Consider the following 13380-nt stretch of genomic DNA (forward strand, 5'->3'; position numbering starts at 1 on the left):
AACGTTAAATTTTTTTGGGTCAGACCTTTTATAGCACATCCGCTTTGCGTTTTAACTCATCGAACCTTCGACGTCCACAATTCACCAGGGAGGCGATCCGTGAAACAGTTCACTCATGCCTGGCTGGCGTTTACGGCTATCAAACGCCTGGAGAATGCCAGTTTGACCGACAACAACCGAACCATTGCCGACGACCTGATCCGCTGGTTCAAGAACAACAAGGACGGCGTGATCCGGGGTGCCTGGTACCCGGATTCGGTTATAAAAGACAACGCCAACAGCCATGTCCTCAAATTTACCCCGGCAGCGGCCGGCGACAGCCGGTTCAAGGAGCTGCCCAGCACCAGCCTCATGCGCGATTACCGTACAGCCTCAGGCCTTTATCAGCAGCCGTATGCGATCGATCCAGACGACAACCTTCCCGACCGCTGCGAAGCCCTGGCCCACGCGGTGATCGACAACCTGAAGATCCAGTTCAACGAAGAGAAGGGTTCGGCCGTGGCGGCGACGGACAACCACATCGCCCAACTGCTGTTCATGCTCAGCCATTACGTATCCGATGCCCACATGCCCCTTCACTGCGACAGCCGCAGTTTTTCATCGGGAGCGGATATCCACGGCCACATCGAAAAGCAATGGGAAAAGGCCGTCGAGGAGCGCTGCCGGATCGATGTCCTTAACCAGCGGTTCATCTATGACGCGGGAGGCTACCCGCTGTACGATCCCCAACTAACGGCCCCCGATGACGGTTCGGTGCTGTCGCTGGTGGAAGCCGAACTCGACGCCCGGCCCTTTCGCATCGGCTGGGCTGGCGACAACAACAATGTCTGGGATTTTATCACCGCCGTATGCCAGCACAGCTACCTGGCGGCCTATGCCTTGATTCCGCAAGGACACGATCACACCACCGTGACCACCGCCACCTATCCGCACCTCAATCCGGCTGTCACCTTCGAGGGCTGGAGCGTTGCGGTCCTGGCCGATGCCGTCGATTCCATTTCCCGTATCTGGTTTCGCATCTGGCGCAGGTATCTGAACTGGGAAATGGATCAATAAAATAATGCATTTGATGACATCCATGTCCGCCCCCACAGCCATCGGCACCATCGCAATCAAAAACCGGTTCGTTCATTCGGCCAACCATAAGGCGATGGTTTTGGATTTCATCCGGCAGGTATGGGGTTCCCACGCTCAGAGCGTGGGAACCCGACAACTGGAGTATTATAGGGAACCGTAATCGATTATTTGCGCAGACGGTAATTTTTTGAGGTGGGCGTTGCTCCATGCCGTCTTTTTCGGCCTCTGAGAAATTTTCGCTGTGGTTGTTCAGACGCAGCCAGACGGCTGATACGATCCATCGATGGGTCGCCATAGTCAAACGCAGGTAAAATGCGTTGCTCGATGGTAGAACCCATCACCCGATTAATGGCGTGCACCATTTTCCTGTCTTCATGGGTAACAAGGGTAAACGCTTCGCCACTGCGGGTCGCGCGGCCTGTTCGTCCGATGCGGTGAATGTATGCATCGGGGGTGGAAGGAATATCAAAGTTGATGACATGCGAAATCCGGGTAACATCTATTCCTCGGGCAGCAATGTCGGTGGCCACCATAATCTGAAATTTACCGTCACGGAAGCCTTCGAGCGATGCCCGACGGCGGGACTGGGAAAGATTTCCCTCCAGCGACGTCGAGTTGTATCCTGCCGCGGAAAGCTTTTTTCCCAGGCTTCTGGCGCGATGCTTGGTTCTGGTGAAAACCAGCACGGATCGGGTATCCGTATTTTTCAGAAGCTGTAAAAGCAATGCCGTTTTTAATTGCTGCGAAACCGGATAAAATGCGTGACTGACCGTATCGGCTGGTGCGGTGATGCCGACCTGGACCGTGGCGGGGTCGTGCAGGATGTTTTTGGCCAAATGCCGGATTTCCGGAGGCATGGTTGCCGAGAAGACCATCGTCTGGCGTTCGGCCGGCAGATGGCTGACAATCCGCCTGATATCGGGAAGGAAGCCCATATCCAGCATCTGATCGGCTTCATCCAGGACCAGCACTTCCAGCCTGGAAAGATCGATGCTGCTGCGACCGATATGGTCAAGCAGGCGACCGGGACAGGCCACAACGATATCGGCCCGCTTCAGATTTTGAATCTGCCGATGGATTCCCACACCGCCATAGACAGCAACGCTTCTGAGGTGCGTGTGATGTCCGAGCGTTTTAACCGCTTGATGAATCTGTTCAGCCAGTTCGCGGGTTGGTGCAACGATCAGGGCGCGAGTAATTCCGTGATGTCCTTTCATCAGCCGATGGAGTATCGGAAGAACGAATGCCGCGGTTTTACCCGTGCCCGTTTGTGCCAGCCCCATCACGTCCTGGCCTTCAACGATATGGGGGATCGCCCGCTTTTGAATCGGTGTCGGGCTTTTGAAATCCGCTGCGGCAACACCAGCGGCAACCATGGGATGAAAATGAAAAACGTCAAAATTCAATCGGTACCTTCTTTCTGTGCTCCAAATGAAAAAAGCCCCGGAGAAATTCCGGGGCTTACGTGATTTTTAGTTACAACCAGGAACACCATTAATTGGTGGCGACCATACAGGCAACCTGGATTGCTGTCAAGCGATTTGAAACGCTCGGTTTGGCTGCTGCAACACAATAGCCGTCAGATAAGAAGGTCGGGCAATTTCATGAGATCGCCAATTTCCGCGTCCGGACGCCCCGGCAGCCGCTCTTCGCTCTGGCCGAAACGGTTCACCCAAGCGACCTTGAAGCCAAAAGCGGACGCCCCCGCGGCATCCCACGCATTGGAGGACTGGAACACGATCTCCTCGGGTTTGACCTTCAAACCGTCCACGGCAATGCGATAAACACGGGGATCGGGCTTGAAAATACCCACATCTTCAACGGAAAAATTTTTCTCGATCAGCCCTTCGATTCCGGAGTTTTTGACTGCTGCATCGAGCATGGCCGGCGTCCCGTTGGATAAAATGGCCAGCCTCAGCCCCCTGTCTTTCAGGGTCGCAAGCGCTGCAGGCACCTCCGGATAGCAATCCAGCTTCAGATAGGCCTCCATGAGGTCCCGGCGAAGATCGGGATTGTCGATATGGTGCATGTCAAAGGCGAAGTCCAGCGCATCGCCGGTAACCTGCCAGAAGTCCGCATGATACCCCATCAGACTTCGCAGCCAGGTGTACTCCAACTGCTTGGTCCGCCACAGGATGGACACCGGATCGGCACTGTCGCCCAGTCGGTGACGATGTTTTCCGACGGCCGAGTGTACATCGAAAAGCGTTCCGTAGGCATCGAACACGCAAGCCTTGATTCCTTCGATGGTGCCGGTGATAGACATGAAGGCCTCCTTTCGAATTCATGGGGTGAGAACAACATTTTGATGATTTTTTGGTGTCACCGGAACAGCGATCCCGGCCCGCCCCGTCAGCCCTTCGATTGATCTTCCAATTCCCTGAGAATACTTTTTGTCGGATGGCCATTGCCGCTGATCAACTGCCGGATCTCCAGGGTCAGCCGATTGCGGGCCACGATTCGGGAAAGCGCCTGAACACACTTCTCCAGCCGTTCGAGAGGCGAGGTCATCTCGAGAATTCCCTGGCGTTCCGCGGGTGTAAAGCCTTCCATGGCCGCGATGGCAAAGGCGAGCGATTTCGGATCGACCGTTTCGCCGAGAGCTGACGGAAACCTGTCGATATCGGGCGACGATTCGATCAGTTTTAAGGCGGCATTCACAGCCTGCTCCAGCTCGCGGACGGGGGCATCTTCGAGCGCATCGTCGAAGAAAAAAACGCGCGCCTCCATGTAGGAACGGTCCTGGAGCATCTCCCGGATGACGAAACGCTTGCCGCCACGGGTCATGATATCCATGCGGCCGTCATCGTAGCGCTTGAGAACTTTTGTGATCCGAGCCATGCAGCCCACCGACCGGATGGACCCACCGTCGAACAGCACGATTCCGAAGGGCCTTTCTTGCGCCAGACATTCGGAAATCATCTGTTTATACCGTTCCTCGAAGATGTGCAGCGGCATATGCATGCCCGGCAGCAGAACCACACCCAGCGGAAAAAGTGGAATTTTTACGAATTCTGTCATGGGTACCTCAACGGTTTTCAAGGCTTCTTCTCACCAGCAGGTCCACACAAAGCCGGATGTTCTCGGGGGCATAAATCCTCAATTTTTCCTGGTAAAACCGGTTGAAAAGCATCTGCTTCAATTCGGCAGCGTCCCGTCCCCGGCCGGTTTCCGCCACGATCTCTTCCCGAACGTCCCGGGCCGCGGACAAGGATCGCTGGAAAACCGTTTTCACGTCCTGTCCCCGCCGGATGGCCCCGTGCGGAAACGCCAGCACGTTAGCCGGGTAAGCCGCCAGGTGTTCGATAGTATCAATGTAAGACCGGTAGGCGTGGAAAAAAACCGGAAAGATGATTTTTTCGGAAATTTGAAAACCAAGGGCATCGGAGACAAACAGCACGCGATCCTTCTCCAGCCACGCTGCCAGACCGCAGGGGCTGTGGCCCGGTGCGTCGATCAATTCCAGATCTCCACCGCTTTTCAACCCGATCCGATCACCCCCCTTCACCGTTCGATCCACCGCAATACGCTGCGGTGGGGACGGTCGTCTGGCAGAACCTCCGGACGGTTGGCTTTCGGGATAGGCGACTTGCCGGTCCTGATCGAAAAAGCCGGCCATGATCTTAGGATTGTCCAGGACCTTGGCTGCGGCCGGGGAGGCGAGCGTTTTGGCATCGGGGAAATGGCGCTTGAGTTCCGGGATCCCGCAGACGTGGTCGAAGCGTTTACAGGGTGCCGCAGATGTGAGGCGTCGGGTACGCAGACGGTTTGGTCAACCTTCAAGTTCCCGGGAACAAAGCAGATGCGGTACCCTGTGAACGCTTACGAAAAAAGGTTGCACCGAAGCGACCTTAAGTCAAGCAGAAGGACTTATCATCGATATCGTTCCCGATACCGATGTCGATGGGATCTTCCTGACACGATCTTCGGGTGACTATTGCCATTTGAGGTGATACCAAATAGAAAGATTCGGAAGAAGACGGTCTGGCCGCACTCAATTTCAGGCCGCAGCCGCTTTCGATAAACAAGGACTTACATGTAGAGAAGGTTGCCCATGGAAATCACATTCACCTCCATTGGAACGGCTCACCCGAGCACGGACAACATCCCCCGGCACTGGACGGTGTCGGACGTGGAAGGCACTTTGGTCATCGATCCCCAATACACCGAAGCCCTTGCGGACATCGCTGTCGGGCAGCGAATCGTGGTGCTGTTCCATTTTCACAAAAGCCCGCCCTTCTCACCCAATCTACTCAAGCAGACCCCGCCCCATCGGCAGCGGCCTTTCGGGGTGTTCAGCATCTGCTCACCCAGGCGGCCGAACTCCATCGGGTTGTCGGTGCTGGAGGTGCTGTCGCGCGATGCCAACGTGATTGGCGTACGCGGCATGGACATGATTGAAGGCACCCCCATCCTGGACATCAAACCTTTCGTCGACAAAGACTCGAACCTGCCGAGCCGTGAAGACGCCGACTGAAGTTTCCCGCCCACCGTGGAGCAGGGACTTCCGCCGCTACCGGCGCCGGCTGACCCCGCCATGCCGCCGAGTATCGGTTGACAAAACCCATATCTATTCCCACATTTTACACGTGGCGGGCGTCATATTTGAACCCTCCGATTGGACCCGCTGCTGTTTCACCATCCCGAAACCGGTGAATCTCTTTAGGTGCACCGGGTGAAAGGAGGTCTTATCATGAACAGACAGAACCTGATGGATCAGGCCCAAAAAATAGTGACGCTTTACGCCTGCCGAGGCCTTGAGGAACAAAAATGCGAAGAAATGACCCGCTGGGTTGAACGCTTTTTCCGCGATCATGTCAGCCGGCTGTCCCGATCCGAAATCATGGACCGGCTTGCCACGCCCATGAAGGCCCTGCATTGGTTCAGCGGCTACCTGTGCAATACGGCAAACTTTCGCTGCTGCAGCAAAGCGGCTGCCGACGACGGCACCTGCCGGTTGGCCGCCTGACCGGGGAGAGCCGATGCGAATCGTAGAAGTCGGCCCCCGGGACGGCCTTCAGAACGAGACCGCGACGGTGCCCACCGCAGCCAAGATCGCTTTCGTGGATGCCCTTTCACAAAGCGGTGTTGCCGAAATCGAGGTGAGCGCCTTTGTCTCCCCTCGTTGGGTACCCCAACTGAGCGATGCCAGCGAAGTATTCCAGGGTATCACCCGATACAACGGGGTCCTCTACTCGGCCCTGGTTCCCAATCGCAAGGGACTTGATCGAGCCTTCGCCGCGGAGGTGGACAAGGTGTCCGTGTTTACGGCTGCCAGCGAGACCTTCAACCAGAAAAACATCAACACCTCCATTGCCGGCGCCCTGCAGCGATTCCGCCCGATAACGGCCGCGGCCGGAGAAGCCGGGCTGCCCGTCCGGGGGTATGTCTCCACGGCCTTCTGGTGTGCCTTTGAAGGCAAAATTGCCCCCCGGGCCGTTGTCCGGGTAGTCGAACAGCTCATGGACATCGGTATTGCCGAAGTGGCCATTTCCGACACCATCGGCAAGGCGACGCCGGATGAAGTCCGTAGGTTGCTGGACCTGCTGATTCCACGGATGGCGGCCGACCGCATCGCCGTGCACTTCCACGACACCTACGGTCGGGGCGTTGAAAACATGTTAGCCGCATGGCCCTATGGTATCCGGACCGTGGATGCCAGTGCGGGAGGCCTGGGCGGCTGCCCATACGCCCCGGGAGCCAGCGGCAACGTCGCCACCGGCGATGTGGTAGCCGCACTGGAAGCCCATGGTGTGAACACCGGCGTGAACCGTCGGCAGCTGGATCGGGCACTGGAGCATCTGGCTCCCTACCGGACCGATGATCGTCGAAAGCTTCCACCGGACGGTTCGCCGCTTTGCGCCGCCTGTCCGCATTCCACCGGCGAGAATTGCTGCGGCCGCTATCAGAACCCTTTTTGACCGCCGCTGTTACCTAAGCGCCCCGATCCTGTCGGGTGACTTTGTATTGCCCCATGCAAATGGCTTGATGGCGGCCCCTCAAACACTTCCAGCGATTTTTTCGAGAAGGCGGCGGTACAGGCAGTAATGGGATAGAGGAACATTGCTGCGCGGTCGGTCGTCGAGACAGGGCAAGTAGCGGCCCCTGGCCAGCAGGGCTGGAACTGTCTTAGATACGGCCTCGCGCACGGCCGCGGTATCTTTGGCCAGGGCGCCGGCGTCGATGCCGCCGATCAGGGCGATTTCCGGGCCGAACCGACGGCGAAGCATCGCGTACGCCATGCCGGCGCTGCGGATGTTACTGATCCACAGGCCATTGATGCCGGCCTCGATGAGCGACGGCAAAAGCGCGGTCAAATTGCCGCCGGTGGTGCACAAAATCCGCAGCGGAACGCGATGGCGCTTCAACAGGTCGTTGACCTTGCGATAGCCGGGAATGGCAAAACGTGCAAACATGGCCGGCGAGACCACCGGTGCCGTGTTGGAAGCGATGGGTTCGTAAAAAGAGGCGTAGTCCACAGGCACCCTGGAGAGCACCCGCTCCAGGCAAATGCAGTAGAAATCGGTGATCCGGTCGAGCAGTTCCTCCACCGCCCTCGGCCGTTGGATGAGCGCCCTACAGGCCGCAAGCATCGATTCCCAGTCCCCCACCCCAATCATCTGCAGCAGACCACCCCCCGAGGCATCCACGTAGACCACCCGGCCATGTCGGCGCAGACGTCTGGCCTTTTCCTCAAAATTATCGGCATAACGCGATGGCTGGTCGGGGTCGTAGTGCCGGTCGAAGGCGGTCGGATCGTCCAGAATGCCCGGTGTCTTGCGGAAAAAGGGATAGCTGCGCAGTGTCAGCCCGACGCTGTGGTGGGGCTCCAAGTTGAAATGCGCCGCCACGGACTGTTTGCGCCCCAGCCCCTCGCTGTGCCACCGCTGAAGGGTTTCCTCACCAGGCTCCAGGTCGAAGAACGGAAAACGATCCGTCTTCTCTCCCAGAAGGGTATTTAAAAATCGTTGTCTTTGGGTAATGCCGCCCACGGTTTCACCGCTTGTCGATCCGATCTTGGGAGGAGTCGGGGGCAATTTGGGCACATTGACCCGGTGGCAAATGCCGCTATCGCATGAGCAGCAGGCTCAGTGCCATGACCAGCATTCCCGCCACGAGTCCCAGCAGGCTGTCATGGCCCTTGCCGTAGGCCCGGCTGGTGGGCAAAAGCTCGTCGAGGCTGATGTAAACCATGATGCCGGCAACGCCGCCGAACAGCACCCCCATCAATTGAGGCGGCACCGCAGCCGCACCCCCGCCGACGAACAGCCGCATCACCAAGTAGGCGACGCCTGCACCCACCGGCTCGGCCAGGCCGCTGAGAAAGGAGAGTATAAATGCCTTTTTCCTGTCTCCGGTGGCATAAAATATCGGTACGGACACACTGATTCCTTCGGGAATGTTGTGCAGGGCAATAGCCACGGCGATGGCAACCCCCAGCGCCGGGTCCTGCAACGCCGCCAGAAAGGTGGCAAGCCCTTCGGGAAAGTTGTGAATGGCAATGGCCAGGGCCGTGAACAGGCCCATGCGCATCAGCTTTTTGTGGCGCGCCTCATCCTCGTGCAGCTTCTCCACCGGCAGGCACTCGTCGCCCGCCCCGCAGGAATAGGATTCGGGCACGGGCGCGGAAGAATCGTGAAGGGGTGCGGTTTCTGCCTCCGAAGGAGTTTCATGGGGGTTTTCGGGGGCCGGTATCAGGTTGTCGATCAGGCCGATCAGCAGCATCCCGCCGAAAAAAGATGCCGCGTTCACCCAGTGCCCCCAATAATCCCCGTAGCGGGTCGTCAGGGCATCGACCCCTTTGTAAAAAATCTCCACAAAGGAGACGTACAGCATTACGCCGGCCGAAAAACCCGTGGCAACGGAGAGAAAACGATAGTTGGTCCGTTTGGCGGTAAACGCCACCATGCTCCCGATGCCCGTCGCCAGGCCCGCGAAGAGGGTGAGTCCCAGTGCCATCCAAACGTCTGTCATAAAGCCATCTCGCTTCCCGTTGGCTTTGCCTGGCCTCTTGTCGTCCGTTTCCGGGCGTGATTCAACCGGCATCCCCTTTTCCCGAAGGCCTTTGGACCATGTCGCAGCAACCGGCGGATGGTCCTACTCCTCGTCGTCCGGCCAGAAATCGTCCTTTTGGGTCTTCTGGCGATGGGAACGTTTGCCGGATCGCTTGTTGCGCTTCCCGGCCTTTTCATCCCTGTCATCCATCTCGCGGAACCGGGTGCGTTGCGAACGCTTGGGAGGGCTGTCGTTCCAGCTTTCGTAGCCATCGTCGTCGTCATGTTCGGTCATGGCGGCATCATTTCCTTTTCCATGTGATTTGCGCGGGTGAAGGCCTGCTTCTTTCAGGGCTTAGTACACCACTGTTCTTTATACTCAATTTTTGGGATGTTGAAAACCGGTTCTAGCTGATCTGCAGACCCTTTCGACCATTGAAGGCGAAGCAGAGGTCGGCGCAACCGCATTTGGCTTTTTGGATGAGGAACGATTCCGGCCATCGCTTGCCGGAATGTCAAATGCCAAATGCCGTCATTTTTGTCTATAAAAATCGATCAGATCCATCAATGAACAGTTGCCATTGAACCATTTTTGCGCGGTCCTCGAAATTGAGCAAATCTTCGATCCATGATACAGTAAAAATGTCATGAAGATCCAACTCGACCTGACCAATCACTGCATCCAGACGGAAGTCAAACGCCGCCACGAGGCCGCCATTTCACGCTATTTCAAAGGCCGGAAGGACAGAGAAGCCATCGAAGCGGAACTTGTTCTGCTGGAAAAAGCGCTTTCCTCCTTCGATTTCGCCCGCCTGAGAAGCCGCTGGCCGGTGCTGGCAGGCGGTGACGACCGCCCCGTCTTCCTCGTTGATGGCGACAGCGGCCTGCCCTGCCTGCGGTTCGACGATCAGGCCATCCGTCCGCCGGCGGACGAAAGCTGAGCATTGCGGGCGGCGGCAAGGAGAACTGAACGTACTAGAACATGTCCTTTTCACTTTCGCGAATGGTTTTCTCGATGCTCTCCTTCAACTCCCGGGGCAGTCCCATGATGTCCACATTGAGAAATCCCCGGACAATGGTGGAAGTCGCTTCTTCCTCATCTAGGCCCCGGGCCATGAGATATTCGATCTCCTCTCTGGCGATTTTGCCCACGGCCGCTTCATGGGACAGCTCCACTCCCGGCACCGAGCCGACCAGCTCGGGAATGGCGTGGATAACGCCCTGCCCCAAAATCAACCCCTTGCACTCCAGATGCCCCCGGGCGGGCACTGCATTGCCGCCGATGAATCCCCGGGCGATGATTGTCCCGCCGGTGGTGATGGTCTTGGAAATGATCTCCCCTCGGGTATTCGGGGCGTTGAGTATGATTTTGTTGCCCGTGTCCACATGGGAGCCCTCCGGGGCCACGATCACCGAGTTGAAGCGCGCCAGCCCGCCGGGGCCGTTGAGATAAACCGCCGGATAGGACTGCACGGTCCGCACCGGCTTCAAAAGAATGTAGTTGCTGACAAAAACTCCGTTTTCCTCCACGTGGACTGCGGTTCTGGGACGCACGGCCACCTGCTCGCCCCAGTTGTGGACCATGGTAAAGGTCAGCCGCCCGTTTTTCTTGACGTAGAACTCAGATATTCCCAGATGCAGGGCGGACTGCACCCCGTGGGCCGTGGCGCAGCCGGTAATGATGTGCACCTCCGAGTCCTCCTCGACCACAACGACATTGTGGACGGCCTGGGCGACATCCTTGCCCTTGATGTAAAGGCAGGACTGAACCGGATGCGGGATGACCGCCCCCTTTTTGGTGCGGATGAAATAGCCGCCATGGACCTCCTTGGCGGTCTGGCGGGTAAAATCGTCCTTGTCCGGATCCAGGGCCTTCCAATAGTAGTCAGGCAGGCCCTGGTAACGCTCCAGGGCCGCCTCGATGCCTAGAATTTCCACATCGGGATTGCTGGTCCGGCAATGGACCCGGCTCTGGTCGAATTGAAGAAAGGTTCCGCTGCGGTCGGCCTCGTCTACATCCACGCCGGCCATGCGCAACTGCTGCCGGTCCGCCTCGCTCACCTGACTCAGGTCTGGCAATTCCGGGGAACCGGCACCATCGAACGTATAATCGCTAAGATCCACCTCTATCGAGGCATTTTTTTCTAATTCAGGCATCGCACGCACTCCTTGTAACCGAATTTGGAGATGTGTTCCAGAATGTCTCTGGGCCGGGCCTGGCAGCAAAGGACCCCGTCGTACATCACATGCCCCCGGTCGGCGTTGATGTAATCCAGGATATACCCGGTATGGGTGATAATCAGTCCCGAGGTTTTGACCTTGGCCTTGAGTTCCTTCATGGAGGCGTCTTCGCGAGGCTCAATTCCCCCCTGCAAGAGCTTGCGGACGACCCCCCCGATGAGCTTCATGTTCTCCAGATCCACGCCGGACTCAGGCTCGTCGAAAAGGACCAGGCTGGGGTCCTGGGCCATGAGCTGAAGCAGTTCGGAACGTTTGATCTCTCCGCCGGAAAATCCTGCATTGATGTCGCGGTCGAGAAACGGCTCGAAATTGACCTGCCGGGCCATGTGGACGATATCCACGTCCCGATCTCGGGCGCACATCTGCACGAGATGGCGCGTTTTCAGACCGTAGATGGTCGGCGGCCGCTGAAAGGACATGGCCAGTCCCAGGCGGGATCTCTCGAAGGTAGGCATCCCGGTGATGTCCTGCCCGCGGAAATGAATGGTCCCCTGGGTCACTTCATAACCGGAAAACCCCATCAGGGTCATCAGCAAGGTGGTCTTTCCCGAACCGTTGGGACCGAAAAGGATAAAGGTCTCGCCTTCCTCGATTTTCAGATCGATCCCCTTGAGGACCTCCCGGCCGCCTACACGAACATGGAGGTTGTCGATCTTCAGCATAGTGCCCCCTTTTATTAGACTGCAAATGTCATTTTGAACATCGATTGAGACTGTTTAAAAATTGCTCGTACTAAAAATGCAGCAATGAAACGATGATTGCCACGCCCGTTTTTCGGGTGATGGGCAATTTCGAGATTACCTTTCGCCGCCACCCCTTGTCAAACGTTGAAATCGAGCCAGTTCGGAGGTGTCAGCCGCCGGTCAGGTAGCCGCTGCCCATACGTACATAGGCGTCCATGACCAGCCAGGCCCGTGCGCCGAAAACGATGTCCGTATATTTCAGCAGATCCCGCACGGCCTCCCGATCCAGCATGAAGACCTCGATGTCCTCGGAATCCCCGTTGCGGTGGGTGGCGGGTGTGCCCTGAACTTCGGCAAAGACCATGGAAATGGCCTCGTCGGTAATTCCCGCAGAGGAAAAGATGGCGGGACTTTCACGGTAGACACGCACCAGTTCCAGACCGGTTTCCTCATGCAGTTCCCTGGCCGCGGTGGCCGCCAGGTCCTCGCCCGGGTCCAGCAGCCCGGCGGGAAATCCGTACTGGTAGCCGCCCACGGGGACGCGGAACTCCTTGATCACCACCAGTTTGTCTTCATGCCGGTGGTACGGGACGATAATTGTGGCATCGGGATGCTGAATCCTGCCGGTGATGCATTTGGGCTGCTCTTCACGCGTGACCATGTGCCAGCGTTTGCGGTTGCCTCGCCGGTCTTCGTAATTCACCGCAACCATGGTGGCGAATTGGCTTCTGGTTATAACAGTGGAATCGATAATTTTCATTTTAGAGAAGGCTTCCTAAAAGGTCCGATATCTGCGTTACGCTTCATCCCCCGTCACTGCGGAGTATCTATAAGTACACCTCATTCCTCGGGATTCGCAAGCCTTGATCTCGAACCTTTTACGAAGCCTTCTGGAATGAGTAGTGTGAACCGTTCGATTACTTCATTAGGAAGTCGTACGCCTGCTGGATCTCCTTGAAGCGCGTTTCGGCCAGTTCCCGGATTTCCCGGCCCAGATGCTGGACCTTGTCCGGATGGTATTGGGCGGCCAGGCGGCGGTAGGCGGCTTTGATTTCCTCTTTGGAAGCGCCCGGCTCGATCTCCAGCACTTTGTACGGATTGGCATCGGCGGTGCAGGATTGACGGTCATCGGCCGTCTGCCCGGTTTGATCGGAACGTGTGGAAGCTTCTTTCAACAGACGTTGACGCCGGTAGTAGCGCCAGAGAAAGTAGATCACCACCGCGTCGTCCAGCCAGCCCCACCCGGCCAGAAAATCCGGCACCAGGTCGCGCGGGAACAGCACATAAAGTATCGCTCCGATGAGGTAAAGAAGTCCTCGGTTCATTTGCCGGGCTCCCGTCTGTCGGTATCTTAGCGACCCATTTTCACTAACAGCTTTCGGTCT

Annotated in this window: 17 protein-coding genes; 6 read left to right on the plus strand and 11 right to left on the minus strand. The window is 57.4% G+C overall.

The annotated features are described in order from the left end of the window. The first annotated feature begins 99 nt into the window (after nt 1-99). Together GN111_RS15915 and GN111_RS15920 are read left to right on the plus strand one after the other, a co-directional pair. A complete protein-coding gene (locus tag GN111_RS15915; protein WP_155304690.1) occupies nt 100-1056 on the plus strand; it encodes a hypothetical protein in 957 nt (318 codons plus the stop codon). Nucleotides 1057-1060: 4 nt separating this feature from the next. Further along, nucleotides 1061-1237 (plus strand): hypothetical protein, encoded by a 177-nt coding sequence (locus GN111_RS15920; RefSeq protein WP_155304691.1) that lies wholly within the window; start codon nt 1061-1063, stop codon nt 1235-1237. 4 nt (nt 1238-1241) lie between these two features. On the opposite strand, the gene GN111_RS15925 is transcribed toward GN111_RS15920, so the two are convergent. From GN111_RS15925 to GN111_RS15940, 4 genes are all read right to left on the minus strand, one after another. Continuing rightward, complete coding sequence (locus tag GN111_RS15925; RefSeq protein WP_331457726.1) at nt 1242-2453, minus strand: DEAD/DEAH box helicase; 1212 nt, start codon at nt 2451-2453, stop codon at nt 1242-1244. 203 nt (nt 2454-2656) lie between these two features. Further along, on the minus strand, nt 2657-3343 hold the full coding sequence (locus tag GN111_RS15930; protein WP_155304693.1) for a haloacid dehalogenase type II: 687 nt from the start codon (nt 3341-3343) through the stop codon (nt 2657-2659). A gap of 86 nt (nt 3344-3429) precedes the next feature. Beyond that, on the minus strand, nt 3430-4098 hold the full coding sequence (locus GN111_RS15935) for an LON peptidase substrate-binding domain-containing protein (protein ID WP_155304694.1): 669 nt from the start codon (nt 4096-4098) through the stop codon (nt 3430-3432). Between the two features lie 7 nt (nt 4099-4105). Continuing rightward, nucleotides 4106-4840 carry an MBL fold metallo-hydrolase gene (locus GN111_RS15940; RefSeq protein WP_155304695.1) on the minus strand — a complete coding sequence of 245 codons (735 nt, stop codon included), beginning with the start codon at nt 4838-4840 and terminating at the stop codon, nt 4106-4108. Nucleotides 4841-5131: 291 nt separating this feature from the next. Between GN111_RS15940 and GN111_RS15945 the strand changes: the two genes are divergently transcribed. From GN111_RS15945 to GN111_RS15955, 3 genes are all read left to right on the plus strand, one after another. Further along, complete coding sequence (locus GN111_RS15945) at nt 5132-5554, plus strand: SAM-dependent methyltransferase (protein ID WP_155304696.1); 423 nt, start codon at nt 5132-5134, stop codon at nt 5552-5554. Nucleotides 5555-5770: 216 nt separating this feature from the next. Then, nucleotides 5771-6046: a hypothetical protein gene (locus tag GN111_RS15950; protein ID WP_155304697.1), complete on the plus strand. Its 276-nt coding sequence runs from the start codon at nt 5771-5773 to the stop codon at nt 6044-6046. A 13-nt stretch (nt 6047-6059) separates the two neighbouring features. Further along, nucleotides 6060-6998, plus strand: a complete 939-nt coding sequence (locus tag GN111_RS15955; RefSeq protein WP_155304698.1) for a hydroxymethylglutaryl-CoA lyase — start codon at nt 6060-6062, stop codon at nt 6996-6998. Between the two features lie 78 nt (nt 6999-7076). Here GN111_RS15955 and GN111_RS15960 read toward each other — a convergent pair whose 3' ends face one another. The 3 genes from GN111_RS15960 to GN111_RS15970 all read right to left on the minus strand — a co-directional run bounded on the left by GN111_RS15960 (nt 7077) and on the right by GN111_RS15970 (nt 9366). After that, complete coding sequence (locus tag GN111_RS15960) at nt 7077-8114, minus strand: uroporphyrinogen decarboxylase family protein (RefSeq protein ID WP_155304699.1); 1038 nt, start codon at nt 8112-8114, stop codon at nt 7077-7079. A gap of 31 nt (nt 8115-8145) precedes the next feature. Next, nucleotides 8146-9051, minus strand: a complete 906-nt coding sequence (gene zupT, locus GN111_RS15965; RefSeq protein WP_155304700.1) for a zinc transporter ZupT — start codon at nt 9049-9051, stop codon at nt 8146-8148. Between the two features lie 123 nt (nt 9052-9174). Beyond that, nucleotides 9175-9366, minus strand: coding sequence for a hypothetical protein (locus GN111_RS15970; RefSeq protein WP_155304701.1), 192 nt, complete (start codon nt 9364-9366; stop codon nt 9175-9177). Between the two features lie 352 nt (nt 9367-9718). Between GN111_RS15970 and GN111_RS15975 the strand changes: the two genes are divergently transcribed. Further along, the gene (locus GN111_RS15975) at nt 9719-10012 is read left to right on the plus strand and encodes a hypothetical protein (RefSeq protein ID WP_155304702.1); all 294 of its coding nucleotides are present in this window, start codon (nt 9719-9721) and stop codon (nt 10010-10012) included. Nucleotides 10013-10046: 34 nt separating this feature from the next. On the opposite strand, the gene GN111_RS15980 is transcribed toward GN111_RS15975, so the two are convergent. The 4 genes from GN111_RS15980 to GN111_RS15995 form a co-directional block, all read right to left on the minus strand. Further along, a complete protein-coding gene (locus GN111_RS15980) occupies nt 10047-11228 on the minus strand; it encodes a SufB/SufD family protein (RefSeq protein ID WP_155304703.1) in 1182 nt (393 codons plus the stop codon). Further along, nucleotides 11216-11974, minus strand: coding sequence for an ABC transporter ATP-binding protein (locus tag GN111_RS15985; protein WP_155304704.1), 759 nt, complete (start codon nt 11972-11974; stop codon nt 11216-11218). Before GN111_RS15985 ends, GN111_RS15980 begins: the two co-directional genes overlap by 13 nt. Nucleotides 11975-12164: 190 nt before the next feature. After that, nucleotides 12165-12755 (minus strand): NUDIX domain-containing protein, encoded by a 591-nt coding sequence (locus tag GN111_RS15990; protein ID WP_155304705.1) that lies wholly within the window; start codon nt 12753-12755, stop codon nt 12165-12167. 157 nt (nt 12756-12912) lie between these two features. Then, on the minus strand, nt 12913-13320 hold the full coding sequence (locus tag GN111_RS15995) for a DnaJ domain-containing protein (RefSeq protein WP_155304706.1): 408 nt from the start codon (nt 13318-13320) through the stop codon (nt 12913-12915). Between the last annotated feature and the right edge of the window lie 60 nt (nt 13321-13380).

The sequence above is a fragment of the Desulfosarcina widdelii genome (genome assembly GCF_009688965.1).
GTDB lineage: Bacteria > Desulfobacterota > Desulfobacteria > Desulfobacterales > Desulfosarcinaceae > Desulfosarcina > Desulfosarcina widdelii.